The sequence below is a fragment of the Nocardioides sp. JCM 18999 genome (assembly GCF_055391175.1).
Genome location: NZ_AP043887.1, coordinates 615,694 through 640,146 on the forward strand (window position 1 = coordinate 615,694; position 24,453 = coordinate 640,146).

25 protein-coding genes and 2 tRNA genes are annotated in these 24,453 nt (G+C 70.2%); 23 read left to right on the forward strand and 4 right to left on the reverse strand.

Annotated elements, in window-relative coordinates:
* Window positions 1–14 precede the first annotated feature (14 nt).
* From ACZ5J1_RS02945 to ACZ5J1_RS02970, 6 genes are read left to right on the forward strand one after another with little or no spacing between them, the layout of a single operon-like run.
* Window positions 15–596 (forward strand): DUF2017 domain-containing protein, encoded by a 582-nt coding sequence (locus ACZ5J1_RS02945; RefSeq protein WP_464562354.1) that lies wholly within the window; start codon window positions 15–17, stop codon window positions 594–596.
* 34 nt (window positions 597–630) lie between these two features.
* Entirely contained in the window at window positions 631–1,053 is a 423-nt protein-coding gene (locus tag ACZ5J1_RS02950; RefSeq protein ID WP_464562356.1) for a M67 family metallopeptidase, read from the forward strand.
* A gap of 35 nt (window positions 1,054–1,088) precedes the next feature.
* A complete protein-coding gene (locus tag ACZ5J1_RS02955; protein ID WP_464562357.1) occupies window positions 1,089–1,367 on the forward strand; it encodes a MoaD/ThiS family protein in 279 nt (92 codons plus the stop codon).
* Window positions 1,368–1,371: 4 nt separating this feature from the next.
* Window positions 1,372–2,340 (forward strand): PLP-dependent cysteine synthase family protein, encoded by a 969-nt coding sequence (locus tag ACZ5J1_RS02960; protein WP_464562359.1) that lies wholly within the window; start codon window positions 1,372–1,374, stop codon window positions 2,338–2,340.
* On the forward strand, window positions 2,312–3,181 hold the full coding sequence (gene murI / locus ACZ5J1_RS02965) for a glutamate racemase (protein ID WP_464562361.1): 870 nt from the start codon (window positions 2,312–2,314) through the stop codon (window positions 3,179–3,181). The genes ACZ5J1_RS02960 and murI overlap by 29 nt, the downstream gene beginning before the upstream one ends.
* A complete protein-coding gene (locus ACZ5J1_RS02970; protein ID WP_464562362.1) occupies window positions 3,178–3,954 on the forward strand; it encodes an MBL fold metallo-hydrolase in 777 nt (258 codons plus the stop codon). The genes murI and ACZ5J1_RS02970 overlap by 4 nt, the downstream gene beginning before the upstream one ends.
* Before the next feature lie 6 nt (window positions 3,955–3,960).
* Here the strand turns inward: ACZ5J1_RS02970 and ACZ5J1_RS02975 are convergent, their stop codons facing one another.
* Window positions 3,961–4,413, reverse strand: coding sequence for a GNAT family N-acetyltransferase (locus ACZ5J1_RS02975; RefSeq protein ID WP_464562364.1), 453 nt, complete (start codon window positions 4,411–4,413; stop codon window positions 3,961–3,963).
* A 99-nt stretch (window positions 4,414–4,512) separates the two neighbouring features.
* Between ACZ5J1_RS02975 and ACZ5J1_RS02980 the strand changes: the two genes are divergently transcribed.
* From ACZ5J1_RS02980 to ACZ5J1_RS03030, 11 genes are all read left to right on the forward strand, one after another.
* Entirely contained in the window at window positions 4,513–5,415 is a 903-nt protein-coding gene (locus ACZ5J1_RS02980; protein ID WP_464562365.1) for an ABC transporter ATP-binding protein, read from the forward strand.
* On the forward strand, window positions 5,412–6,221 hold the full coding sequence (locus ACZ5J1_RS02985; protein ID WP_464562367.1) for an ABC transporter permease: 810 nt from the start codon (window positions 5,412–5,414) through the stop codon (window positions 6,219–6,221). The genes ACZ5J1_RS02980 and ACZ5J1_RS02985 overlap by 4 nt, the downstream gene beginning before the upstream one ends.
* Before the next feature lie 51 nt (window positions 6,222–6,272).
* The gene (gene rph / locus ACZ5J1_RS02990) at window positions 6,273–6,995 is read left to right on the forward strand and encodes a ribonuclease PH (RefSeq protein ID WP_464562369.1); all 723 of its coding nucleotides are present in this window, start codon (window positions 6,273–6,275) and stop codon (window positions 6,993–6,995) included.
* Window positions 6,992–7,618, forward strand: a complete 627-nt coding sequence (locus tag ACZ5J1_RS02995; protein WP_464562370.1) for a non-canonical purine NTP pyrophosphatase — start codon at window positions 6,992–6,994, stop codon at window positions 7,616–7,618. The genes rph and ACZ5J1_RS02995 overlap by 4 nt, the downstream gene beginning before the upstream one ends.
* Window positions 7,619–7,629: 11 nt before the next feature.
* Window positions 7,630–8,481 carry an alpha/beta hydrolase gene (locus tag ACZ5J1_RS03000; RefSeq protein ID WP_464562372.1) on the forward strand — a complete coding sequence of 284 codons (852 nt, stop codon included), beginning with the start codon at window positions 7,630–7,632 and terminating at the stop codon, window positions 8,479–8,481.
* Window positions 8,478–9,359 carry a sucrase ferredoxin gene (locus tag ACZ5J1_RS03005; RefSeq protein ID WP_464562373.1) on the forward strand — a complete coding sequence of 294 codons (882 nt, stop codon included), beginning with the start codon at window positions 8,478–8,480 and terminating at the stop codon, window positions 9,357–9,359. Before ACZ5J1_RS03000 ends, ACZ5J1_RS03005 begins: the two co-directional genes overlap by 4 nt.
* A gap of 12 nt (window positions 9,360–9,371) precedes the next feature.
* Window positions 9,372–9,890, forward strand: a complete 519-nt coding sequence (locus ACZ5J1_RS03010; RefSeq protein WP_464562375.1) for a ribose-5-phosphate isomerase — start codon at window positions 9,372–9,374, stop codon at window positions 9,888–9,890.
* Between the two features lie 36 nt (window positions 9,891–9,926).
* Window positions 9,927–10,781, forward strand: a complete 855-nt coding sequence (locus ACZ5J1_RS03015; RefSeq protein ID WP_464562376.1) for an Fpg/Nei family DNA glycosylase — start codon at window positions 9,927–9,929, stop codon at window positions 10,779–10,781.
* Window positions 10,718–11,836, forward strand: coding sequence for a PP2C family protein-serine/threonine phosphatase (locus ACZ5J1_RS03020; protein WP_464562378.1), 1,119 nt, complete (start codon window positions 10,718–10,720; stop codon window positions 11,834–11,836). Before ACZ5J1_RS03015 ends, ACZ5J1_RS03020 begins: the two co-directional genes overlap by 64 nt.
* A gap of 70 nt (window positions 11,837–11,906) precedes the next feature.
* Window positions 11,907–11,977 (forward strand) — tRNA-Gly (locus ACZ5J1_RS03025).
* 50 nt (window positions 11,978–12,027) lie between these two features.
* A tRNA-Pro gene (locus tag ACZ5J1_RS03030) sits at window positions 12,028–12,100 on the forward strand.
* 17 nt (window positions 12,101–12,117) lie between these two features.
* On the opposite strand, the gene ACZ5J1_RS03035 is transcribed toward ACZ5J1_RS03030, so the two are convergent.
* Window positions 12,118–15,045 carry a hypothetical protein gene (locus ACZ5J1_RS03035; RefSeq protein WP_464562380.1) on the reverse strand — a complete coding sequence of 976 codons (2,928 nt, stop codon included), beginning with the start codon at window positions 15,043–15,045 and terminating at the stop codon, window positions 12,118–12,120.
* A gap of 11 nt (window positions 15,046–15,056) precedes the next feature.
* Window positions 15,057–15,872: a carotenoid biosynthesis protein gene (locus ACZ5J1_RS03040; RefSeq protein ID WP_464562382.1), complete on the reverse strand. Its 816-nt coding sequence runs from the start codon at window positions 15,870–15,872 to the stop codon at window positions 15,057–15,059.
* Between the two features lie 127 nt (window positions 15,873–15,999).
* Here ACZ5J1_RS03040 and tig point away from each other — a divergent pair, with 127 nt between their 5' ends.
* The 6 genes from tig (at window position 16,000) to ACZ5J1_RS03070 (ending at window position 21,871) form a co-directional block, all read left to right on the forward strand.
* Window positions 16,000–17,391, forward strand: a complete 1,392-nt coding sequence (gene tig, locus ACZ5J1_RS03045; protein ID WP_464562384.1) for a trigger factor — start codon at window positions 16,000–16,002, stop codon at window positions 17,389–17,391.
* A 77-nt stretch (window positions 17,392–17,468) separates the two neighbouring features.
* Complete coding sequence (locus tag ACZ5J1_RS03050) at window positions 17,469–18,332, forward strand: lipase family protein (RefSeq protein ID WP_464562386.1); 864 nt, start codon at window positions 17,469–17,471, stop codon at window positions 18,330–18,332.
* A gap of 85 nt (window positions 18,333–18,417) precedes the next feature.
* Window positions 18,418–18,990 (forward strand): ClpP family protease, encoded by a 573-nt coding sequence (locus ACZ5J1_RS03055; protein ID WP_464564692.1) that lies wholly within the window; start codon window positions 18,418–18,420, stop codon window positions 18,988–18,990.
* An 11-nt stretch (window positions 18,991–19,001) separates the two neighbouring features.
* Window positions 19,002–19,607 carry an ATP-dependent Clp protease proteolytic subunit gene (locus ACZ5J1_RS03060; RefSeq protein ID WP_464562387.1) on the forward strand — a complete coding sequence of 202 codons (606 nt, stop codon included), beginning with the start codon at window positions 19,002–19,004 and terminating at the stop codon, window positions 19,605–19,607.
* A gap of 17 nt (window positions 19,608–19,624) precedes the next feature.
* Window positions 19,625–20,914 (forward strand): ATP-dependent Clp protease ATP-binding subunit ClpX, encoded by a 1,290-nt coding sequence (gene clpX / locus ACZ5J1_RS03065; protein ID WP_464562389.1) that lies wholly within the window; start codon window positions 19,625–19,627, stop codon window positions 20,912–20,914.
* Between the two features lie 117 nt (window positions 20,915–21,031).
* Window positions 21,032–21,871 (forward strand): hypothetical protein, encoded by an 840-nt coding sequence (locus tag ACZ5J1_RS03070; protein ID WP_464562391.1) that lies wholly within the window; start codon window positions 21,032–21,034, stop codon window positions 21,869–21,871.
* Here the strand turns inward: ACZ5J1_RS03070 and valS are convergent.
* The gene (gene valS, locus ACZ5J1_RS03075; RefSeq protein ID WP_464562393.1) at window positions 21,843–24,428 is read right to left on the reverse strand and encodes a valine--tRNA ligase; all 2,586 of its coding nucleotides are present in this window, start codon (window positions 24,426–24,428) and stop codon (window positions 21,843–21,845) included. The two genes, ACZ5J1_RS03070 and valS, sit on opposite strands and share 29 nt — an antisense overlap.
* Window positions 24,429–24,453 lie beyond the last annotated feature (25 nt).

Below are 24,453 nucleotides of genomic sequence, written 5' to 3' on the forward strand. Positions count from 1 at the left end.
GACCGACCCGAACGATGAGCGGTTTCTCCAAGCACCGGCGCTCCGGTGTCATCTTCGCGACCTTCAGCGGCTTCGAGGCCGACCTGCTGCGCTCGCTGGCCAGCCAGCTGGTCGAGCTGCTGCGCAACGAGCACGCCGCCCAGGTCGAGATCGACCCGTTCGAGGCGTTGCTCGACTTCAGCGGTCCGACCACCGAGCCCGAGGACCCGGTGCTGGCCCGGCTCTTCCCGACGGCGTACCTCGCCGACGACGAGGCGGCCTCGGACTTCCGTCGGTTCACCGAGCAGGGGCTGCGCGACGGCAAGGCCGCCTCGGCCGGGCTGGTGATCGACACCCTCGAGGAGGCCGGCCTGCCCGACGAGCTCACCGAGGACGGTCTGATGATCGACGTCGAGCTCGACCAGGCCGCCGCGATGACGTGGATGCGTTCCTTCACCGACCTCCGGCTCGCGCTGGCCACCCGGCTCGGGGTGGAGGAGGGGGACGAGGAGTACTGGGCGTCGCTGCCCGACACCGATCCGACCGCCCAGGCGCACGACATCTACGACTGGGTGGGCTACCTGCAGGAGACCCTCGTCCAGGCCCTGAGCCGTTGACGGAGAGCGGCGCCTGACCCCCTAGGCTGGGCGCATGCTCACCCTGGACCAGGCGACGTACGACCAGATCGTCGCCCACGCCAAGCGGGACCACCCCGACGAGGCGTGCGGCATGGTCCTCGGGCCGGAAGGGGCCGACCGCCCCACCCGGGTGGTCGAGATGATCAACGCCGCGGGCAGTCCCACGTTCTACGAGTACGACTCCACCGAGCTCCTCGAGCTCTACAAGGAGATGTGGGACAAGGACGAGGAGCCGGTGATCATCTACCACTCCCACACGGCGACCGAGGCCTACCCGAGCGTCACCGACATCAACCTGGCCAGCGAGCCCGGCGCGCACTACGTGCTGATCAGCACACGCGAGCACGGGAATAACGAGGGCCCCGTGGAGTTTCGTTCTTATCGGATCGTCGACGGCGTCGTCACCGAAGAAGACGTCACCGTCCAGACCATCTGACCGAAGCAAACCGAAGCAGCAACCGAAGGAGCATCATGGCCATCGAGGTCCGTATCCCCACCATCCTGCGCACCTACACCGGCGGCGAGAAGGCAGTCTCCGCCGAGGGTGCCTCCCTCGCTGCCCTGATCGACGACCTCGAGGCCAACCACCCCGGCCTCAAGGAGCGCCTCCTCCAGGACGGCGACCTGCGTCGCTTCGTGAACGTCTACATCAACGACGAGGACGTCCGCTTCCTCGGTGGCCTCGAGGCCCCGCTCAAGGACGGCGACAACGTGGTCGTGCTGCCGGCTGTCGCGGGCGGAGCTCGCTGAGTCCATGACTCGCTACGACAGCCTCATCGCCTCGGTGGGGAACACCCCACTGGTGGGGCTGCCGCGGTTGGCCAGCGCGTTCAACGTGCCTGGCCGACCGGAGATCCGGTTGTGGGCCAAGCTGGAGGACCGCAACCCGACCGGCTCGATCAAGGACCGCCCGGCGCTCAAGATGGTCGAGGAAGCGGAGAAGGACGGCACGCTCCGTCCCGGCTGCACGATCCTCGAGCCGACGTCGGGCAACACCGGCATCTCGATCGCGATGGCGGCCAAGCTCAAGGGCTACCGCACGGTCTTCGTGATGCCGGAGAACACCTCCGAGGAGCGTCGCCAGATCCTGCGGATGTGGGGCGCCGAGATCGTTTCCTCGCCCGCCGCCGGTGGCTCCAACGAGGCGGTCCGGGTCGCCAAGCGGCTCGCCGCCGAGCACCCCGACTGGGTGATGCTCTACCAGTACGGGAACCCCGCCAACGCGCTGGCGCACGAGGAGGGCACCGGGCCCGAGCTGCTCGCCGACCTGCCCTCGATCACGCACTTCGTCGCCGGCCTCGGCACCACCGGCACCCTGATGGGGGTCTCCCGGTTCTTCCGCCGGGCCAAGCCCGAGGTCCGGATCGTCGCCGCCGAACCCCGTTACGGCGAGCTCGTCTACGGGCTGCGCAACCTCGACGAGGGCTTCGTCCCCGAGCTGTACGACGCCTCGCTGATCGACACCCGGTTCTCGGTGGGTCCGCGTGACGCCGTCCGGCGGGTCCGCGAGCTGCTGGAGATGGAAGGCATCTTCGCCGGCATCTCCACCGGCGCGATCGTGCACGCCGCGCTCGGTCAGGCGGCCAAGGCGTTCGCCGCCGAGGAGTCGGCCGACATCGCCTTCGTCGTCGCCGACGGCGGCTGGAAGTACCTCTCCACCGGCGCCTACGAGGGCACCATCGACGACGCGGAAGATGCCCTCGAAGGTCAACTGTGGGCATGACGGTCTGACTCGACCGTCGCCCTACACTGGCTCCGTGGCTGACGTGGACGCACCGATCGGGATCTTCGATTCGGGATTCGGTGGTCTGACGGTCGCGCGCAGCGTCATCGACCAGCTGCCCCACGAGTCGATCACCTACGTCGGCGACACCGCGCGGGCGCCGTACGGGCCCAAGCCGATCGCCGAGGTGCGGGAGTACGCGCTCGAGTGCCTCGACTTCCTGGTCGACAGTGGCGTCAAGGCGCTCGTGATCGCCTGCAACTCCGCCAGTGCCGCGATGCTGCGCGATGCGCGCGAGCGCTACGAGGTGCCGGTCGTCGAGGTGATCCTGCCGGCCACGCGCCGTGCCGTCCGGGCGACCCGCACGGGCCGGATCGGGGTCATCGGAACCCGAGCCACGGTCGACTCGCTGGCCTACGACGACGCGTTCGCCGCCGCCCCCCAGATCGAGCTGACCACGCAGGCGTGCCCCCGGTTCGTGGAGTTCGTCGAGGCCGGGGTCACCTCCGGCGACGATCTCTTCAACGCCGCCCACGAGTACCTCGACCCGCTGATCCGGGCCCAGGTCGACACCCTGGTGCTGGGTTGCACCCACTACCCGCTGCTGACCGGCGTGATCTCGTCGCTGATGGGCGACGACGTGACCCTCGTCTCCAGCGCGGAGGAATGCGCCAAGGATGTCTACAAGATGTTGGCGCAGACCGGACTGATGCGGCAGGGTGGCGAGCCGACGTACCGGTTCCTCACCACGGGTACTCCGGACGAGTTCGAAAGCATCGGTCGGCGGTTCCTCGGACCAGAGATGGTCGCCGCCTCGCAGTTCGTAGGGGGTTTGGTGTGAGCGGAGGGCAGCTGAAGCTGACCATCGTGGGCTGTGCCGGGTCCTACCCGGGGCCGGAGTCGCCGGCGAGCTCCTACCTGCTCGAGGCCGACCACGAGGGCCGCACCTGGCGGATCCTGCTCGACCTCGGCAACGGCGCCCTCGGCGCGCTGCACACCTACGCCGACCCGCTCGGGATCGATGCCGTCTTCCTCTCCCACCTGCACGCCGACCACTGCCTCGACATGACGTCGTACTACGTGCTGCGGAAGTACCACCCGACCGGGCAGCAGCCGCGGATCCCCGTGTGGGGACCGCGGGGGACCGGTCGGCGTCTGGCCCGTGCCTACGACCTGCCGCGTGAGGTGGGGATGCGCGAGGAGTTCAAGTTCAAGAAGCACCGTGACCGCGAGCCGGTCGTGGTCGGCCCGTTCACCGTCACCCCGTTCGCGGTCGAGCACCCGGTGCCCGCCTTCGCGCTCCGGGTCGAGGTCGACGGCCACGTCCTGACCTACTCCGGCGACACCGGTCCGACCGAGGCGCTGGTCGAGGCCGCGCGCGGTGCCGAGGTCTTCCTCTGCGAGGCGAGCTTCCGTGAGGTCGACGACAACCCGCCGGCGCTGCACCTGACCGGCCTCGAGGCAGCCCAGCACGCCGCCAAGGCCGAGGTCGGTCGGCTCGTCCTGACCCACATCCCTGACTGGCACAGCAGCGCGGAGATCCTGGCCGAGACCGTCGGTGCCTTCGACGGGCCGATCGAGCTGGCCGTCGCCGGGGCGACGTACACCCTCTGAAACCGTTCAGAGGTCCTTGTGCAAGTGCACGTCGGCCGACCCAGGGGTCGGCACTCCTTCCCAGCGGAGGATCTCGCGGTAGCCGTGACGCTCGTAGAAGCCGGGCGCCTGGAAGGTGAACGAGGTGACGAACACGTTCGTGCAGCCCCGGGTCCGCGCCTCGGTCTCGAAGCTCGCCAGCAAGGTCGCGCCGAGTCCGGCGCCGCGAGCGTCCTCGCGCACCCAGGTCATCGCGATCCCGGCCGCCACGCCCCAGGTCCAGCCGCTCAGGCCAGCCAGCAACGCGCCCTCCTCATCGAGGACCTGAACGGTCAGCTCCCGCGCCGGTGCGATGCCCGCGGTGGCCGCGGTGTTGAACCGGCGCAGCTCGTCGGTCAACCGCTGGTCGAGCTCCGGCAGCGCCCCGGCCACCACGGTGCGGAGTTCGCCGCTCCCACCGACGTCTCGCGGAGTGCTCACGATCCAGGATCGTGCCACGACCGCACCCTGAGAAGACCCAGGGGCGTGTCGGGGCTTCACCTGATGCCGCCCCATCCGCCCACCTGAGAAGGTGGGGGCATGATCGAAGTCCACGGTGTGACCAGGACGTACGGCGGCTTCACGGCCGTCGACGACGTCAGCTTCCGCTGCGAGCCCGGCCGGGTGACCGGCTTCCTCGGCCCGAACGGTGCCGGCAAGTCGACCACGATGCGCATCATGGTCGGCCTCACGTCGCCGACCAAGGGGCACGTGACCATTCAGGGCCGCTCCTACCACGACCTGCCCAACCCCGGCCGCCACGTCGGCGTCCTGCTCGACGCCTCGGCGCAGCACGGCGGCCGCACCGGTCGTGAGGTGCTCACCCTCGGCGCGCAGATGATGGGACTGCCGGCCGGCCGGGTCGACGAGATGCTGGAGAAGGTCTCGCTCACCAACGACGAGGCCAAGCGCCGGATCCGGAACTACTCCCTCGGGATGAAGCAGCGCCTCGGCATCGCACACGCGTTGCTCGGCGACCCCGAGGTCCTCATCCTCGACGAGCCCGCCAACGGTCTCGACCCGGCTGGCATCCGCTGGATGCGTGGCCTGCTCAAGGAGTACTCCGACCGCGGCGGCACGGTGCTGCTCTCCTCGCACCTGCTGCACGAGGTCGAGCAGGTCGCCGACGAGATGATCCTGATCGGTCGCGGCAAGATCGTCGCCCAGGGTGACCGCGAGACGCTGCTCTCCCAGGCCGGACCGGCCGAGACGCTGGTGACCTCGCTGGACAACCCGGCGCTGGCCGCGGCCCTGACCGCTGCCGGGATCAAGAACGACCCCGCCGGGTCCGGTCTGCGCGTGCAGGCCGCCACCGAAGCCGTCGGTCGTACGGCGCTCGGTGCCGGCGTCATCCTGACCGACCTCCGCACCGGCGGCGCCGGGCTGGAGGACCTCTTCCTCGAACTCACCGCTGACACCCAGCGCGAAGGGAACCCCGCATGAGCACCGCCGCCCCCCTGGCGAAGTCCACGCTGCCGCCGGCCGAGCCGATCCCGTTCGGCCGCCTGCTCGCCGTCGAGTTCCGCAAGTCGCACGACACCCGTGCCGGGTTCTGGCTGATCGCCGTCATGGGTCTGCTGGTGATCGCCGCCGAGGTGATCTCGCTGATCGTCTTCATCACCCAGGACACCACGGACGTGGAGTGGGGGACGTTCACCGCGATCGCGGCCGTCGTCACCTCGCTCCTGCTCCCGGTGCTCGGCATCATGCTGGTCACCACCGAGTGGACCCAGCGCACCGCGATGGTGAGCTTCACGCTGGAGTCGCGGCGCAGCCGGATCATCCTGGCGAAGCTGCTCGTCGGCGTCATCCTGACGCTCGCCACGGTCGTCTTCGCGATCGTCGTCGGCGCGATCTGCAACGCGATCTACATCGCCAGCGGCGGGGACGGCGTCTGGTGGAACCAGGACTTCACCAACGGCATGATCGGGTTCACGATCGCGCAGTCGTTGGCGATGTTCGTCGGCTTCGCCTTCGCCGCACTGCTGCTCAACACCGCGGCCGCGATCGTCGTCTACTTCGCCTACTCGTTCGTGCTCCCGGGCCTGATGGCCCTCGGCGCGGCGACCATGGACTGGTTCAAGGACCTCGAGCCCTGGATCAACTTCCAGTCGGCGCAGGGCGAGCTCTACGAGCTGTCCACCATGACCGGTGAGGAGTGGGCGCACTTCGCGGTCACCGCCCTGATCTGGGTGGGCATCCCGCTGGCGATCGGCCTGCGCCGCATCCTGCGGGCCGAGGTCAAGTAAGACCGTCGACGCACCTGTGAGTGTCATGCCCCGGCTCGATAGGGTCGGGGCATGACGCTTTCCTCCGCCAGCCTGCGTGCCGATGGCCGTGCCAACGACGAGCTCCGTCCGATCACGATCACCCGCAACTGGCTCGACCACCCGGCCGGCTCGGTGCTGATCGAGTTCGGGAAGACCCGGGTGCTGTGCGTCGCCTCCGCCTCCGAGGGCGTCCCGCGGTGGCGCAAGGGCTCCGGGCTCGGCTGGGTGACCGCCGAGTACTCGATGCTGCCCGGCTCCACCCACGAGCGCTCCGACCGTGAGTCCATGAAGGGCCGCGTCGGCGGCCGCACGCACGAGATCTCCCGCCTGATCGGCCGCTCGCTGCGTGCCGTGATCGACTACGAGAAGCTCGGCGAGAACACGATCAACATCGACTGCGACGTCCTCCAGGCCGACGGTGGCACCCGGACCGCCTCGATCACCGGCGCCTACGTCGCGCTGGCCGACGCCGTGAAGAAGCTCGGCGTCGAGAACGCGCTGACCGGCTCGCTGGCCGCCGTCTCCGTCGGCATCATCGACGGCCAGCCCCGCCTCGACCTGCCGTACGAGGAGGACTCCCGCGCCGAGACCGACATGAACATCGTGATGACCGGCGACGGCAAGTTCATCGAGGTCCAGGGCACCGCCGAGGGTGTCGCCTTCGACCGCGCCGAGCTCGACTCCCTCCTCGCCCTCGGCGAGAAGGGCTGCGCCGACCTCACCCGCCTCCAGGCCGAGGCGCTCGCCCGATGAGCAAGATCTTCGTCGCCTCGCGCAACCCCAAGAAGATCGAGGAGATGGAGCGGATCCTCGCTCCGCTCGTCCCCGGGGTCGAGGTCGTGGGCCTCGACGACCTCACGCCGGAGCAGTTCTACGAGGAGCCGGTCGAGGACGCCCCCACCTTCGAGGGCAACGCGCTGATCAAGGCCCGCGCCGGCTTCGCCGCCACCGGGCTGCCCTCGGTCGCCGACGACTCGGGACTCTGCGTGGACGCGCTCAACGGCATGCCCGGTGTGCTCTCGGCCCGCTGGAGCGGCAAGCCCCGCGGCCAGTACCTGCTGCCCGACGAGCGCAACAACCTGCTGCTGCTCGACCAGCTGAAGGACGTCCCCGACGAGCGCCGTGGCGCCTACTTCATCTGCTCCATCGCCGTCGTCCACGCCGGCGGCGAGCTCGTCGTCGAGGGGCGCATGCCCGGCCACGTGCTGCGCGAGGGCCGCGGCAGCGGCGGCTTCGGCTACGACCCGCTCTTCGTCGCCGACGCGACCCCGGACGGGCGCACCTCGGCCCAGCTCAGCGTCGAGGAGAAGGACGCGATCTCGCACCGTGGCGTCGCGATGCGTGAGCTCGGGCCCCGCCTGGCCGAGCTCTTCTGAGCGGATCCGGGATGGAGCACCCCTCGCACGTCGATCCCGAGGACTACGCGCAGACCCTCGTCGACCGCGAAGCGACCCGGATCGAGGCGGCGGAGCTGCCGCGCGAGGAGGTCGCCTGGGTCGAGGACCTGGACGCCTCGGGCGTCCAGGCTCGGCTCTACATCCCGGCAGGGATGGATGACCGGACGCCGTACGCGCGCGGTCTGATCGTCCACTTCCACGGCGGCGGGTTCGTCTTCAACGACGTCGAGGTGCACGACCCGGCGGCGCGGCAGCTCGCCAACCGCACCGGACGCTCGGTCCTCTCGGTGGAGTACCGGCTCGCTCCCGAGCACCCCTACCCGGCGGCCATCGAGGATGCTGACCACGCGCTCGCCTGGGCGGCCAGCCAGACCCGGACGGTGATCGCCCACGGCGACAGCGCCGGCGGCAACCTCGCCCTGGTCGGAGCGCTCCGCAACCCCGGCCTGGTCTCCGCCCTCGTGCTGATCTACCCGTTCCTGGACCCGGCCAGCGGCTTCGACTCCTACGACGTCACCGACTGGGGCTGGGACCGCGACGAGGCGCAGTGGTACTGGTCGCAGTACCTGACCCACCCGGTGCAGCGCGAGCTGCCGGACGTGGCACCGATGCTCGACCACGAAGGCCTCGCCGAGCTGCCCCCGACTCTCGTGCTCACCGCCGAGCGGGACATCGCCCGCGACGAGGGCGAGCACCTGGTCGAGCTCCTCGGCGGCCTCGGCGTCACCGTGGCCGGCTCCCGGTTCCTCGGCGCCGAGCACGGCGTCTGGCGTCAGGTCCTCGAGCCGACCGCCGCCCTGATGAAGGCCTACACGGCGTCCTTCCTGGACTCCGTGCTGTGACCGAGACCGACCTGCGCTGCTCGGTGCTGTCCTCGGCCCGGGAGGAGTCGATGGCCGGCACCGCCTTCACCCGCGGCGGACTCCTGCTGATCGAGCAGCCGGGTGCCTGGGGTCGGGGCGGACTCGACGACTCCGACTTCGCCGCCGACGTGGCCGCCGCGCTCCAGGACCGGGCGGGGGAGGCAGGCCTCAAGGTCTTCGCGATCCGCCGACCGGGACGCACCGATCCGGGGCAGCCGCGCCGCTGGGCGGTGCGCCCGCCCGGCTCCGAGCAGACGTTCTGGGGCGAGTTCAGCGCTGACGACGAGCTGCTCGACCTCGCCCTCGACGGCAGCACCGGCACGCCCGATCGGGAGCCGTTCTACCTGGTCTGCACGCACGCCAAGCGGGACGAGTGCTGTGCCGTCTTCGGCCGTCGGGTCGAGGCCGCCCTCGACGCCCTCCGACCCGGACGGGTGTGGGGCTGCAGCCACACCGGCGGCCACCGGTTCGCACCGATCGTCCTCGCCGTCCCCGGCACCGCCCCCGGGGCGGCGCTCTACGGCCGGGTGCTCGACGCCGACCTCGCCGACCTGGTCGGCGCGACCGACGCCGGACGCACCCTGCCCGGGAGGCTGCGCGGGCAGATCGGGCACGCCCCGATCGTCCAGGCGGCGCTCGCGCACGCCCAGGCCGTCACCGGGTACGACGGCTTCGTGGACTGGCAGCCGACGACCGTCACCGCCAGCACCGTCGACCTGACCGGACCGGGCGGCGACTACCGGGTCGAGGTGAGCGTGAGCGTCGACCCGACGCCGTACCCGAGCTGCGGGAAGCCCGGACCGGAGCCGCAGGAGCACCTGGTCGTGACCGGTTTCCGGCGGCTCGGCGACAACTGAGACAATCGCCGCATGCGCGTTCACCTCGGCTGCGACCACGCCGGACTCGACCTCAAGGCCCACCTCACCGAGCGTCTCACCGAGCTCGGCTACGACGTCGTCGACCACGGTCCGTTCGTCTACGACGCGCTCGACGACTACCCGGTCTTCTGCATCCGCGCCGCCGAGGGTGTCGCCCGCGACCGCGAGGCCGGCCTGGACTCGCTCGGTGTCGTGATCGGTGGCTCGGGCAACGGCGAGCAGATGGCCGCCAACAAGGTGAAGGGCATCCGTGCCGCGCTGGCCTGGAGCGACGAGACCGCGAAGCTCGCCCGCGACCACAACAACGCCCAGGTCGTCGCCGTCGGCGGCCGGATGCACCCGCTCGAGGACATGACCCGCTTCGTCGAGATCTTCCTCGCCGAGCCGTTCAGCGACGACGAGCGCCACGTCCGCCGGATCGGCCAGCTCGACGTCTACGACACCACCGGCGTGCGGCCGGCGCTCCCGGAGTCGGCCCAGGGCCTCGGCCCGGCCGAGGACCAGGATTGATTTCTCAGCTCCGCCGAGCAGGACTAGTCCGGGACCGTGCCTGAGGGGCACACCCTCCACCGGCTCGCGCTCGACCTGGAGGCGGCGTTCGTCGGCCAGGTCCTGCGAGCCGGGTCGCCGCAGGGCCGCTTCGCCGACGGCGCGGCCCGGGTCGATGGCACCCGCCTGATGGCGACGTCGGCCTGGGGCAAGCACCTGTTCCTGGCCTTCGAGTCCGAGCTGGCGATCCACATCCACCTCGGGCTCTACGGCAAGCTCGCGCTCACCTCGTACGTCGACCAGCCGGAGCCTCCGGTCGGGCAGGTGCGGCTGCGCCTGATCGGGCGCGACACCGTCGCCGACCTGCGCGGCGCGACCGCCTGCGACCTGTGGACCCCGGCGGAGGTCGCCGCGTGCGAGGCCCGCCTCGGCCCCGACCCGCTGCGCGAGGACGCCGACCCTGACCGAGCCTGGGCGCGGATCAGCAGCAGCGATCGTTCCCTGGCCAGCCTGCTGATGGATCAGTCCGTCCTCGCGGGCGTCGGCAACGTCTACCGCGCCGAGCTGCTGTTCCGGCACCGGCTCGACCCGCAGCGTCCCGGACGCAGCCTGCGCCGGTCCCAGTGGGACGCGATGTGGCACGACCTCGTGGTGCTGATGCGGTACGGGGTCGCGCACAACCGGATCGACACCGTTCGGGACGAGCACACCCCCGAGGCGATGGGGCGCGATCCCCGCGTGGACGACCACGGGGGAGAGGTCTACGTCTACCGGCGGACCGGGCAGCCGTGCCTGATCTGCACCCGGTCCGTGCGTACCCAAGAAATGGAGGGTCGCAACCTTTTCTGGTGCCCGGGCTGCCAGAGGCCGTACCGTTCCCGGACCAGCGGTGGGAGGGCCACCGCTCGCTGAGCGGTGGAGACGGAGGGGCGATGCAGGTGCGTTGGCGCCGTGCGGCGACGCGGGAGCGCGTCCTCCTCGTCGAGCTGCTCGCGCTCGCGGCGCTCGCCTGCTTCCTGGTGATCACCCAGTCGCACTGGGCCTCGATCAACCTGATCCTGATCCCGCTGGTGATCGGCAGCCTGGTGCTGAGCCCCCGACGGCTGTCCTGGTTCGTGGTCGCCGTGATGGCGCTGGCCCTGATCGGGATCTCGCAACGCCCCGATCCCACCGCGGTCACGGCCACCGCGACGGCGTGCGTCTTCGCGATCGGGTTCATCATCCTGCTGACCGCCTTCCGCCGCTCCCGGCTCGGCGTCGCCGGGGTGCAGGGGGAGGAGATGTTCGTCGACCTGCGCGACCGGCTGCTCCGCCAGGCGACCGTGCCCGACCTGCCCGAGGGCTGGGTGGTCGAGACCGCGCTGGAGTCCGCGGGCGGCACCCTGTTCGCCGGGGACTTCATCGTCACGTCGCGTCGCGACGACCTGGTCGAGGTCGTCGTCGTCGACGTCTCCGGCAAGGGCGAGGCGGCCGGCACCCGGGCGTTGCTGCTGTGCGGTGCCTTCGGCGGTCTGCTCGGCGCCGTGCCGCCGGCCGAGTTCCTCCCGGCCGCGAACACCTACCTGGTCCGGCAGGGCTGGGACGAGGGCTTCGCCACCGCGATCCACCTGGCCATCGACCTCGCGACCGGGGAGTTCGAGGTCCGCACCGCCGGTCACCCGCCGGCGCTGCTGCGCCGCGGTGGCGGGTGGGACCGACTGACGTCGTACGGCGTCTTCCTCGGGCTCCTGCCCGACGCCGCCTTCCACGAGGGCTCGGGGGTGCTGGCCGAGGGGGAGACCCTGCTGCTCTACACCGACGGAGTGATCGAGGAGGAGACGCACGACATCGACGTCGGCATCGATCTGCTCGCCGATCACGCGTGGACCGAGATGCGGCGCGACCTGGTCGGTGCGGCCGAACGTCTGGTCACCGGAGTCGGCGCGCACGACGACGACCGGACCCTGGTCCTGGTGCATCGGTTCTGAGCCGTTCCGCGGCGGGCCGGTTGTGAGCACCGGCACCGGATGTGGCAGCATGAGCGCGCTGTCACAGCACGGGGATGTAGCTCAATGGTAGAGCTCCAGTCTTCCAAACTGACTACGCGGGTTCGATTCCCGTCATCCCCTCGGAACTGGTTCCTGGCCGGTCGCATCACGCGGCCGGCCGGGCCATTTCGCGGGGCGTAGCGTAGTGGCTAGCGCGCCTGCTTTGGGAGCAGGAGACCGCAGGTTCGAGTCCTGTCGCCCCGACCCACCACCTCCGTCGATCAGGTCGGCGCAACGCCCGAGCGGCGCCGCGGCAGCCCCACCGCCAGCGCGACGACGAGCAGCACCGAACCCGCCCCGAGCAGGTACGTCGGCAGCGACTCCGGGATCCCGAGGAACGTGGTGATCCCCAGGATCCGCGCCATCCCCCAGGGCAGCAGCGCCAGCTGGTCGTTCCAGTGGGTGAGGGCGGTCTCCAGCCCGATCACCGCGGTCAGCGCACCCACACCGAGCAGGGTCGCTCCGGCCACCCCGGTCGCACACGCCACCGCGCGGCGACCACCGACCCGTCCCGCCAGCGACCACACCAGCGCGGCCAGCACCCAGCCGAACAGCACGAACGACGCGACGACGTAGGCCGACCGGCGGCCCGGCTCGGTCCAGAACGCGAACCAGTAGCCGCCCGGCCCGTGCAGCGACAGCACCGCCAGCAGCAGCACCGTGCGGAGCACCACCGCGCCCCCGACCGCGGTGGCGACCCACCACGACCGGCTCACCGCCACGACCGCCGCCAGCGCCAGCCAGCCGATGCCCACCAGCAGCAGGTGGGCCGGTGCCAGGAACCAGGTCAGCACCAGTCGGCTCCACAGCAGGGCGACCAGGGGGATCGCCAGGACCAGGACCGGGTTCACCGGGCCCGGGTCACGCCAGGGAGCCAGGGCGCCGCGGACCAGTCGTCGGCCCGTCCGGGTCAGCGCCAGCACCAGCAGCAGCGCCACCAGACCGCCGCGGGCCAGCCACGCCATCGGCAGGTCCCGCTCCGCGCGCGCCTCCCCGAGACGGGCCGCGACCAGGTTGTACGCCGGCAGCTGGACGTCGTCGCCGTACCGGGCCTGGTGCGCCGCGGCGGCGACGTCGAACCGGTCGCGGGCCGTCGCCCAGGTGTCGCGACCGTCACCGGTGTCGAGCCACTGCACGTGCCGCAGCACCATCTCTCGGTAGCTGCCCAGCAGGGTGAACAGGTTGACCTCGTAGTCGAGGGCGTCGAGGAGCTGCTGCCGCATCGCGGGGTCGACGTACGTCGTCGGATCGGTGCCCGCGACCGTCTCCCGCATCTGCGTGGCCACCTCGACCGCGTGCCGCCCGGCGGCGATCGCGGCCTCGACACCGTCCGCACCGGAGTCCCGCACGATCGAATAGATCACGTCGAGCACGGCGCTGTCCCCGGTGAGGATGTCCCACTCGAAGATCCACATCTGCGGCGGCGGCTCGAGTCCGAGCGCGAACGCGCGCACCTGGGCGAACTGCTCGATGTAGAGCCCCTGGGTGAGCGCCTCGCGCGAGGAGGCCATCGCGGTCGAGATCGCGGTCACAGTCGCGGGGTCGGTGGAGAACCAGCGCCGCGCCCAGTTCGCGGTCAGCACGGCCGGGTCGGCGTCGGGGTCGCGGGCGAGCGCGACGGCGACCTCGGTGTTGAGGTCGAACAGCTGCCAGAAGCCGTGGGTGAGCTGCAGCGTCATCGGCCCGGCGCGCCACGGGCCGCCGTCCTGGGTCCAGGTCCAGATCCCCTCCACCTTCGGGTTCGCGGCGAGGAAGCGCTGCAGCGCCTGCTGGGTGAGGTTGCCCAGGTCGTTGGGGATCGCCCCGAACGCCTCGAACTCCCGGCGGCTCTGCAGCTCGACGATCCGGCGTTGGCTGCCGATCTCCAAGGTGTCGTTGAGCGGCAGCCAGCTGTAGTAGTCGCCGAGGCTGTACTTGGTCGACACGATCAGGTTCGGTGAGTCGATGCCGTCGAGCACGGCACGGTAGGAGTCCGGATTGGTGTGCATGTCGCCGACCGCGCCGACCCCCACGCTCCAGGTGCGGAAGATGACGGTGGTGTCGCTGCGCTCGGCCTGGTCGGTGAAGGCGGTCAGCATCGCGCGGACCGCGGCGGGGGTGGTCACGCTGATCTCGGAGTAGTAGTCCCAGCCGGGCAGGTTGTAGATCGAGCCGCCCTCGCCGATCCGCAGCACCACCCCGGAGAGGTACGGCATCTCGCGGTAGAGCTCGTCCAACCCGGCCTCGTAGACGTCCCACAGCGCGGAGTCGGTGGTGTCCATCGAGAACTCGTCCTCGAGGTAGCGCTGCAGCGGCCCACTCAGGATGAGCATGTCGGTGCGCAGGTAGACGTCCATGCCGAGGTCGTGGACCTCGCGCCAGATCGGGCCGAAGGCCGCCCGCATCGCCTCCGCGCGGGCGACGTAGGTCGGGTCGTCGGCGTAGATCGCCGGGACGTCGGCGAAGGTGAGGTACTCCAGGAAGCCGGGGACGGTGATCGCGTTGTAGCCCTCGGCCAGCTCGTGCTTGACGTAGGTGAGCACGCTCTCGCGGGCTGCGGGCAGTGCCGCCGCGTCGACGTAGGGGGCGCCGGGGAGGATCGCCTGCTCGAAGGCCCGGGAGTAGTGCGAGTAGTCCTCGCCGCCCTCCCACTGGCTCTCGTCGGCGTCGACCCCGGCCGCGCCGAGGTCGACCATCCGGAACGGCAGCCGTGAGGTGACCTCCTCGCCGAGGTGCTCGGTCAGGGCACTGCTCTCACGGGCGGCGAGGGCGAGGTCGTAGATCCCGCGGACGGCGCCGGTCTCGCTGGCGGCCGTGATCCGCAGTGCCGCGGGCGACCCGGAGAGGCGGTAGGAGTCGTCGTCGCGGTCCCCGTCGCCGGACCGGACGGTGAGCGTCGCCGAGCCTTCGGTGCGGGGATCGTCGGCGATCGCGTCGCGCAGCTCGGCGATCGCGGTGGTGGTGCGCAGCGTCGGGGCCGCGTCGATCCGGCTGAGCCGCGGTGGGGGAGTCACGGCGCGCGGCGCGGCCACGGTGAGGTGCTCGACGGGGACGTCCTTCGCCTCGGTCCGGATGCCCAGCGAGCTCGAGATCCCGGCGGCGATGAGACCGCCGAGCAGCACCAGGGCGACCAGCACCCCTGTGACCTGAACCACACGACGACCACGCATGGGCGTGAACTCTAGGCCGCGCTCGCCTGGTCCGATCGTCGGGCCAGGGTGGCCGCCGCGGCGAGCGCCGCCGTGCCCATCACGAGCGTGGCCACGACCGCCTCGGCGCCGTACACGTCGGAGGTGACGAAGCTGAGGTCACCACGGTGGATCACCGTGTCGGCGGCGCCGAGCCAGTCGGTCCACAGGGGGAGCGGGACCAGCGCCCAGACCAGGATCGGCCAGGTCCAGAACGGTCGGGGCTGGGTGCCGTCGGGGCGGTGCCGGTGCCGCAGGTGGAGGACCTCCCAGGCCGCCATGATCAGCGCGCCGGTGAACAGCCAGCCGAGGAAGTTCGAGACCGGCACGCCCATGAACCCGCCGGGGTGGGCGTAGGTGTAGCGGTCCAGCACCGTCGACCCGATCGCGTCGTAGCCCAGGTCCCAGCCGGTCAGGACGACCGCGCCGAGGGCGACCCGGAGGAGACCGCGCGGAGCGATCACCCGGGCCAGCGTCCAGGCCAGCCAGCCGTAGGTGACGTAGGCGAGCGGGACCACGATCGGCACCTCGGCGATGCGCGGCCCCGGGGTGTGGTGGACGAACGAGCCGAACGGGAAGCCGGTGTGGACGGTGCAGATCTCCAGGACGAGCGCCAGCAGGTAGGCGACGCCGCCGTACCGGAGCACGGTTCCCCACCCGCCGTACACGACCATGTGCACCACGACCAGGGCGAGCAGCACGCCGCTCTGCGCACCCTCGAGCGCTTCCGCCGTCGCCCCGGAGAAGGGCAGCAGGCGCAGCAGCGTGAGGAGGACCCACGCCGAACCGGTCAGCACCAGTGCCCGCATTCACTCCACCCCCACGCGTCTCGGAACCGGGCCGCGATGAGGTCGCACGCGGCGGGCGCGGGTAGTGTTGCACGGTCGGAGATTCATCATCTTCGCCCTACGTACATCGAACGAATGGAGCAGTGCTGTGAAGAGCGCCGTCGAGACCTTGAGCCCGACCCGGGCCAAGCTGACCGTCGAGGTCCCGGCCGAGGAGCTCAAGCCGAGCATTGACGCGGCCTACAAGCAGATCGCCAAGCAGATCAACATCCCTGGCTTCCGCAAGGGCAAGGTTCCCGCTGCTGTGATCGAGCGCCAGTACCCCGGTGCCGCCCGCGACCAGGCTCTGAACGACATCCTCAACGAGAAGTACTTCGAGGCCATCCAGGCCAACGACATCACCCCGCTGGCCCAGCCCGAGGTCGAGGTCACCAAGTACGACGCCGACGGCCCGCTCGAGTTCACCGCCGAGGTTGACGTGAAGCCCGCGTTCGAGGTTCCGGAGTACACCGGCCTCACCGCGACCGTCGACGCCGTGGCTGTCTCCGACGAGGACGTCGCCGAGCAGGTCGAGGCCCTCCGTGAGCGCTTCGGCACGCTGAAGGACGTCGAGCGCGCCGCCGCCGACAACGACTTCGTCGTGATCGACCTGTCCGCCACCAAGGACGGCGAGCCCGTCGAGGGTGCCGAGGCCGTCGGCCTCAGCTACCAGATCGGCCGTGGCGGGATGCTCGACGGTCTGGACGAGGCCGCGACCGGCCTGTCCGCCGGCGAGGACAAGACCTTCACCTCCACCCTGGTGGGTGGCGACCTGGTCGGCCAGGAGGTCGACGTCAACGTCAAGGTCAACCAGGTCCAGGAGCAGGAGCTCCCGACCCTGGACGACGAGTTCGCCCAGCTCGCCTCCGAGTTCGACACCCTCGCCGAGCTCCAGGACGACGTCCGCGAGCGTCTCGGTCGGGGCAAGCGCCTCGAGCAGGCCGCTGCCGCGCGTGACGCCGTGCTGGAGGCCCTCCTGGCCCAGGTCGAGATCCCGCTGCCCGACGGCCTCGTCGCCGACGAGCTCACCCAGCGCCGCAGCCAGCTCGAGCAGCAGCTCCAGTGGGCCGGCCTGACGATGGAGAAGTACCTCGAGGACGAGGGCCAGACCGTCGAGGAGTTCGAGGCTGACCTCGAGCGTCGCGTCCGGGACGCCATCGCCGCGCAGATGCTGCTCGACGACGTCGCCAAGGCGGAGCAGTTCGAGGTCACGCAGAACGACCTGACGCAGCACATCATCCGGTCGGCGCAGAACTCCGGCCAGGACCCGCAGCAGGCGTTCAACCACATCCAGGAGCACCCGCACCACCTCCAGGAGTACGCCGCCGAGATCGTGCGCGGCAAGGCGCTCGCCCAGATCGTCGAGGCCGCTGTGGTGACCGACTCCGAGGGCAACGTCGTCGTGCTCAAGGGTCTGCTTCCCGACGGTTCCTTCGCCGACGAGTCGGAGATCGACGAGGTCCTCGAGGAGATCGCGGCCGAGGAGAAGACCGAGGCCTGATCCTCGGTCCCAGCAGCTCCCGGACCCCCGCGGCGACTCGCCGCGGGGGTCCTGCCGTTCTCTGGCATACTCGCGGTATGCCCGCGAGTGATCTGGTCCGCCGGCTCACCCGCCCCATGTGGCAGCCCGTCGCCGCCCTGACCAGCCCGTTGGGCCAGGTCATCGGACGCGACCTCGTTCCGCCCCGCCCGGTGGTCGCGCTGCAGCGGCACGGTGCGGACCTCACGGTGGCCGACGTCGCCGCGCTCCCGGAGCCGGCCGACCGGCTGGTCCTGTTCCTGAGCGGCACCGGCGAGACCGACGAGCTCTGGACGCGCGGTGCCGACCCGCGGGTCGGGAGCTACGGCGACCGGCTCAGCGACGTCCTCGGCTGGTCCGCGCTCGGGATCCGGTACGACGCCGGGCGACCGCTGGGGGAGGCCGCCCTCGAGCTGCACCGCCTGGTCCACGACCTGGACGCGGGCTGGCCGGTCCCGGTCCGACGGATCGTGCTGATCGCCCACGGCGACGCCGGCCTGCTCGCCCGGTCGGCGCTCGGGGTCCGGGTGCTCGACCCGGAGCCGTGGACCGCCCGGGTCACCGAGCTGATCACCCTCGGCACCCCGTCCCTGGGGACCACCGTGGAGGCCGTCTCCGGGGGTTTCGGGCGCCGCCTGGACGAGTCCCTGGCCGGCATCGTCGTCGTCGCCCCCGGCACGCTGGACGTGCCGGTGCTCGAGCACGTCGACCACCTGGTCATCAGCGACCGTCGCGCCACCCGGTCGCACCCGCTGGGCCGCCGGCTCGGCGACCTGCTGTGGTTCCGGCACCGCGCCCGGCCCTCGGGACGTGCGGTCGTGGATCTCTTCCCGACGGGGGAGCGGTTCGAGGTCGACGCCCGCCAGCATCCGTTGACCAACCATCCCGAACTCCACGACGCGTTCCTGCGCTGGCTCGTCTGACGCTCGCGCTTCTGCTGTCGGCGAACAGGGGCCGAGATCCCGTGGAAGTGGGGAGGTCGCCGACTAAGTTGGCACCGTGACTGAGATGAACTTCCTCGCCGAGGATCTCGACAATCGTCTGCTCAAGGAGCGCATCGTCTTCCTCGCGGGCGAAGTGCGCGACGAGAACACCATGAAGCTGCACAAGCAGCTCCTGCTGCTCTCGGCCGCCGACCCGAAGGCGGACATCTACCTCCACATCCACTCGCCGGGCGGCTCCGTCGACGCCGGCATGATGGTCTACGACACCATGAACTACATCCCGAACGACGTCGTCACGATCTCGGTCGGCATGGCGGCCTCGATGGGCCAGTTCCTGCTCTGCGCCGGCACGCCCGGCAAGCGCTTCGCGCTCCCGCACAGCCGGATCATGATGCACCAGACCTCCTCCGGCATCGGTGGCTCCGCCTCCGACATCAAGATCCAGGCCGAGGAGTCGAAGAAGCTCAAGTCCACGCTCCTCGGTGTCATCGCCGAGCGCACCGGCAAGAGCGTCGAGCAGGTCCGTGAGGACGCTGAGCGGGACCGCTGGTTCTCCGCGGAGGAGGCCAAGGACTACGGCCTCGTCGACCACGTCGTCACCAACGCCAACGCCGCCCAGGCGCTGGCCCAGAGCTGAGGGAGAACACCATGAACTACTACATCCCGCAGTGGGAAGAGCGCACCTCCTACGGCTTCCGCCGCGTCGACCCGTGGGCGAAGCTCTTCGAGGACCGCATCATCTACCTCGGCACCCCGATCTCGGACGACGTCGCCAACGCGATCATCGCCCAGCTGCTCTGCCTGCAGTCGATGAACCCCGACCAGGACATCTCGATCTACATCAACTCCCCGGGTGGGTCGTTCACGGCGCTGACGGCGATCTACGACACCATCCAGTTCATCAAGCCCGACGTGCAGACGGTCTGCATCGGCCAGGCCGCCTCCGCGGCTGCCGTGCTGCTGGCCGCCGGCGCCCCGGGCAAGCGCCTGGCGCTGCCGAACAGCCGGATCCTGATCCACCAGCCGTACACCGAGGGCACCTTCGGTCAGACGACGGACATCGAGATCCAGGCCAACGAGATCCTGCGGATGCGCTCGCTCCTGGAGAAGATGCTCGCCGACCACTCCGGCAAGTCGGTCGAGGAGATCAGCCACGACATCGAGCGGGACAAGATCCTGACCGCCGATGACGCCCTGGCGTACGGTCTGATCGACTCGATTCTCGAGACGCTCAAGACCCCGGCACTGGTCTGACCTGAAGGAGATTGATCGTGGCTCGCATCGGTGATGGAGGCGACCTCCTCAAGTGCTCCTTCTGCGGGAAGTCGCAGAAGCAGGTCAAGAAGCTCATCGCCGGACCCGGCGTCTACATCTGCGACGAGTGCATCGACCTGTGCAACGAGATCATCGAGGAGGAGCTCGCCGAGGGCTCTGAGGTCGACCTCGCCGAGCTGCCCAAGCCGCGCGAGATCTTCGAGTTCCTGAACTCGTACGTGATCGGCCAGGAGCAGGCCAAGAAGTCGCTCGCGGTGGCGGTGTACAACCACTACAAGCGGGTCCAGGCCGGGCTGCAGCCGATGGCGGGCAAGCACTCCAAGGACGAGGTCGTCGAGGTCGCCAAGTCCAACATCCTCGTGATCGGTCCGACCGGGTGCGGCAAGACGTACCTCGCCCAGACCCTCGCCCGGATGCTGAACGTGCCGTTCGCGATCGCCGACGCCACCGCCCTCACCGAGGCGGGGTACGTCGGTGAGGACGTCGAGAACATCCTGCTCAAGCTCATCCAGGCGGCGGACTACGACGTCAAGAAGGCCGAGACCGGGATCATCTACATCGACGAGATCGACAAGGTCGCCCGCAAGGCGGAGAACCCGTCGATCACCCGCGACGTCTCCGGTGAGGGTGTCCAGCAGGCGCTGCTGAAGATCATCGAGGGCACGACCGCCTCGGTGCCGCCGCAGGGCGGGCGCAAGCACCCCCACCAGGAGTTCATCCAGATCGACACCACGAACATCCTGTTCGTCGTCGGTGGGGCGTTCGCCGGGCTGGAGCACATCATCGAGCAGCGGGTCGGCAAGAAGACCCTCGGCTTCACCGCGGAGGTCAAGACCAACGCGGAGAAGGAGGCCGAGGACCTGCTGCAGTACGTCCGGCCCGAGGACCTGACGAAGTTCGGGTTGATCCCGGAGTTCATCGGTCGTCTCCCGCTGATCGCGAGCGTGAACAAGCTCGACCGCCCGGCGCTGGTCCAGATCCTGACCGAGCCGCGCAACGCGCTGGTGAAGCAGTACCAGAAGCTGTTCGAGCTCGACGAGGTCGAGCTCGAGTTCACCGACGACGCGATCGAGGCGATCGCCGACAAGGCGCTCGAGCGGGGCACCGGAGCTCGCGGTCTGCGAGCGATCATCGAGGAGGTGCTGCTCCAGGTGATGTACGAGGTCCCCTCGCGCGGTGACATCGCCAAGGTGATCGTCAGTCGGGCCAGCGTGGACGGCGAGGAGGCACCCACGCTGGTGCCGGTCGCCGAGGCCACCGAGAAGCCGAAGAAGAAGTCCGCCTGACCTGGGACCTCGGTCCCGGGTCGGTGGCCCGATCGTCCCTTTTGGGTAACGTGTGGTTCACGGAAGCCGTCTCTGCCCTGAGAATGGTGGAGTGATTCTCGGGTTGGAGGTGGGTCGATGGCGACGGAGCAGCGTGGCCCCTTGATGGCGTTCGTCGCGCTCGCCTTCGTCGGTGCCCTGATCCTGGCCAACGGCCTGCGGGTCGACAGCGTGCGCAACTTCTTCGCCGTTCCCGCCCAGTCCGTGGTCGCGGGCGCGCACCTGTTGCCGACGCCCGCTGACGTGGTCCGCTCCGGAGTGGCGGCGATCGAGCTCCGCTCGGCGGCCGATCGCGGCCAGGGCGGCGCGACGACGGTAGCGGCGTCCACCGGCACCGGCACCGACTCGACGACGGCGACGCCCGCCAGCAGCTCCTCGAACGCTCCGGCCGCGTCGACGTCGAAGTCCCGGAACTCCTCCAAGGCCGGTGCGGCCTCGAACGGTCCGCGTCCGGCTGCGCCGGTCGTGGTCGTGGTCCCGACGCCGGTCACGCCTCCGGCCGTGGCAGCGCCGATCGTCCCCGACGTCACCACTCCCGGCGTCACCACTCCTGACGTCACCACCCCCGACAAGGGTGCCGGCCGCGGCAACGGGCACGGCCACCACGGACACCGCGACCACGGGTACGGCGACAGGGGCACGTCCTCGAACGGTCACCGCGGCTCCCACGACTTCAAGAGCGACACCAGCCGGTCGGACCGACCGGGCAAGGGCGAGCGCTCGAGCCGTTCACGCGGCAACCGCCACGGTCTCGTGGCCTACCCCGGACTGGTGGCGTACACGTCCCAGCACGTCTCGCAGGGCGGGTCGAAGGACTCGACCCGTCGTTCGGAGAAGGAGCGGACCTCGCACAGCCGCGCTCGGGGTTCCGAGCGCGGCCGGCACGGCTCTACTCGGTCGGGGCGAGGTCGGCACTGACCGCCAGGTCGGTAGCCGCCTCATCGATCACGAAGTTCAGCTCCCCGCTCACCCGGGCCGCCTTGCGCAGGTCCTCGGTCGCCGCACGGGCTCCCTCGACCAGGGCTGACGGTCCGGTGATGGTCGCGGACGAGACCGGCGTCTTCATCGACACCTTCGCCTGCGACTTCGCGCCACGGAGGCCGGCCAGGGCGGCGGCGACACCGTTGAGCAGCGAGGCGTCGGCGGCAGCGGCGGAGCCCAGCTCGAGAGCCTCGGGCCAGGACGACCGGTGGATCGACGTGCCGCCGTTCTCGCCGGCCCACCACGACCACACCTCTTCGGTGGCGTAGGGCAGGAACGGGGCGAGCAGGCGCAGCTGGACGTGCAGTGCCAGCGCCAGGGTCGCCTTGGCCGAATCCGTGGCCAGCCCGCCCTCGGTGTCGTAGGCGCGCTCCTTGACCAGCTCGAGGTAGTCGTCGCAGAACTCCCAGAAGAACTTCTCCGAGACCTCGAGGGCGCTGGTGTAGTCGTAGGCCTCGAACGCGGTCGTGGCCTGCTCGATGACGTCCTTGAGCCGGCTGACCAGGGCGGCGTCGACGGGCTCGGAGATCGCCGGGTTGTTGATCTCGGTCGCGCCGACACCGAACTCGTTGTCGAGGACGAAGCGCGAGGCGTTGAGCACCTTCATCGCGAGTCGACGGCCCACCTTCATCTGGGTCTCGTCGAAGGGGGAGTCCAGGCCGGGCCGGGCCAGTGCCGCGCGCCAGCGGACCGCGTCGGCGCCGAACTTGTCCAGGATCTCGGTCGGGACGACCACGTTGCCCTTGGACTTCGACATCTTCTTGCGGTCGGGGTCGAGGATCCAGCCCGAGAGCATGGCCGTCCTCCACGGCACGGTGCCGTTCTCGAAGGTCGACCGGACGACGCGGCTGAACAGCCAGGTGCGGATGATGTCGTGGCCCTGGGTGCACAGGTCCATCGGGAAGACCCGGTTGAACAGGTCGTCGTCGGTGCCCCAGCCGCCGGCGATGTGCGGGGTCAGGGACGACGTCGCCCAGGTGTCCATCACGTCGGGGTCACCGATGAAGCCGCCGGCGACACCACGCTGCTCGGCGGCGTACCCGTTCGGCACGTCGGTCGAGGGGTCGACCGGGAGCTCGGCCTCGGTGGGCAGGATCGGGTTCGCGTAGTCCGGCTCGCCCTCGGCGTCGAGGGAGTACCAGACCGGGAACGGGATGCCGAAGTAGCGCTGGCGCGAGATCAGCCAGTCGCCGTTGAGGCCGCCGACCCAGTTGTCGTAGCGGTGCTGCATGTGGGCGGGCAGCCACTGGATCTCGTTGCCGGCCTCCAGCATCCGGGTGCGCAGCGCCTCGTCACGACCACCGTTGCGGACGTACCACTGGCGGGTGGAGACGATCTCGAGCGGCTTGTCGCCCTTCTCGTAGAAGTTCGCCATCCGCTGGGTGGGCTTGGGCTCGCCGTCCAGGTCGCCGCTCGCGCGGAGCTGGGCCACGACGGCCTCCCGCGCGCTGTGGACGGTCTTGCCCTTGAGCTCGTCGTACGCCGCCTGTGCGGCCTCGGAGGTGAGCCACTCGGGGGTCTCGGAGGTGAACCGGCCGTCGCGGCCGATCACGGTGCGGACGGGGAGCTGGAGCTCGCGCCACCACACCACGTCGGTGAGGTCACCGAAGGTGCACGACATCGCGATGCCCGCGCCCTTGTCGGGCTCCGCGGCGGCGTGGGGCAGGACCGGGATCTCGACGCCGAACAGCGGCGAGGTCACGGTGGTGCCGAAGTACTTCTGGTAGCGCTCGTCGTCGGGGTGCGCGATCAGCGCGACGCACGACGGGATCAGCTCGGGACGGGTGGTCTCGATGTGGATCGCCGAGCCGTCCGGGGCGTGGAACGCGACCCGGTGGTAGGCGCCGGGGTACTCCCGCGCCTCGAGCTCGGCCTGGGCGACCGCGGTCTGGAAGGTGACGTCCCACAGGGTCGGCGCCTTCTGCAGGTACGCCTCGCCGCGGGCGACGTTGCGGAGGAACGCCCGCTGGCTGACCAGCTGGGAGTCCTTGCCGATCGTCGTGTACTGGTGGTTCCAGTCGAAGGAGAGGCCGAGGGTGCGCCACAGCGCCTCGAAGACCGCCTCGTCGGCCTGGACCAGCTCGTTGCACAGCTCGATGAAGTTCGGCCGGCTGATCGAGATCTGGCGCTTGGGGTCCGGCTTCTCCGGGGGCGTGAAGTCGGCGTCGTACGGCAGCGAGGCGTCACAGCGGACGCCGTAGTAGTTCTGCACCCGACGTTCGGTCGGCAGGCCGTTGTCGTCCCACCCGATCGGGTAGAAGACGGCCTTGCCGCGCATCCGGTTGAACCGGGCCATCAGGTCGGTGTGCGTGTAGGAGAACACGTGACCGACGTGCAGCGACCCGGAAACGGTCGGCGGGGGAGTGTCGATGGAGTAGACGTTCTCCCGCGGCTGGGTGCGGTCGAAGGCGTAGGTGTCCTCGTCCTTCCACGCCTGAGACCACTTGGCCTCGAGACCTTCCAGGACGGGCTTCTCGGGAACTTCGACGCGCATGACCCTAAATCCTAGACTGGCAGGG

Bases quoted from the DNA above. Each gene is read 5' to 3' on its own strand.
- ACZ5J1_RS02960 (WP_464562359.1), top strand. From the start codon at position 1,372: ATGACTCGCTACGACAGCCTCATCGCCTCGGTGGGGAACACCCCACTG.
- ACZ5J1_RS03035 (WP_464562380.1), bottom strand. From the start codon at position 15,045: ATGCGTGGTCGTCGTGTGGTTCAGGTCACAGGGGTGCTGGTCGCCCTG.
- ACZ5J1_RS02955 (WP_464562357.1), top strand. From the start codon at position 1,089: ATGGCCATCGAGGTCCGTATCCCCACCATCCTGCGCACCTACACCGGC.
- ACZ5J1_RS03000 (WP_464562372.1), top strand. From the start codon at position 7,630: ATGGAGCACCCCTCGCACGTCGATCCCGAGGACTACGCGCAGACCCTC.
- ACZ5J1_RS02980 (WP_464562365.1), top strand. From the start codon at position 4,513: ATGATCGAAGTCCACGGTGTGACCAGGACGTACGGCGGCTTCACGGCC.
- ACZ5J1_RS03040 (WP_464562382.1), bottom strand. From the start codon at position 15,872: ATGCGGGCACTGGTGCTGACCGGTTCGGCGTGGGTCCTCCTCACGCTG.
- ACZ5J1_RS02985 (WP_464562367.1), top strand. From the start codon at position 5,412: ATGAGCACCGCCGCCCCCCTGGCGAAGTCCACGCTGCCGCCGGCCGAG.
- ACZ5J1_RS02995 (WP_464562370.1), top strand. From the start codon at position 6,992: ATGAGCAAGATCTTCGTCGCCTCGCGCAACCCCAAGAAGATCGAGGAG.
- ACZ5J1_RS02950 (WP_464562356.1), top strand. From the start codon at position 631: ATGCTCACCCTGGACCAGGCGACGTACGACCAGATCGTCGCCCACGCC.
- rph (WP_464562369.1), top strand. From the start codon at position 6,273: ATGACGCTTTCCTCCGCCAGCCTGCGTGCCGATGGCCGTGCCAACGAC.
- ACZ5J1_RS03055 (WP_464564692.1), top strand. From the start codon at position 18,418: ATGAACTTCCTCGCCGAGGATCTCGACAATCGTCTGCTCAAGGAGCGC.
- ACZ5J1_RS03070 (WP_464562391.1), top strand. From the start codon at position 21,032: ATGGCGACGGAGCAGCGTGGCCCCTTGATGGCGTTCGTCGCGCTCGCC.
- ACZ5J1_RS03010 (WP_464562375.1), top strand. From the start codon at position 9,372: ATGCGCGTTCACCTCGGCTGCGACCACGCCGGACTCGACCTCAAGGCC.
- ACZ5J1_RS02945 (WP_464562354.1), top strand. From the start codon at position 15: ATGAGCGGTTTCTCCAAGCACCGGCGCTCCGGTGTCATCTTCGCGACC.
- valS (WP_464562393.1), bottom strand. From the start codon at position 24,428: ATGCGCGTCGAAGTTCCCGAGAAGCCCGTCCTGGAAGGTCTCGAGGCC.
- ACZ5J1_RS03050 (WP_464562386.1), top strand. From the start codon at position 17,469: ATGCCCGCGAGTGATCTGGTCCGCCGGCTCACCCGCCCCATGTGGCAG.
- murI (WP_464562361.1), top strand. From the start codon at position 2,312: ATGCCCTCGAAGGTCAACTGTGGGCATGACGGTCTGACTCGACCGTCG.
- ACZ5J1_RS03060 (WP_464562387.1), top strand. From the start codon at position 19,002: ATGAACTACTACATCCCGCAGTGGGAAGAGCGCACCTCCTACGGCTTC.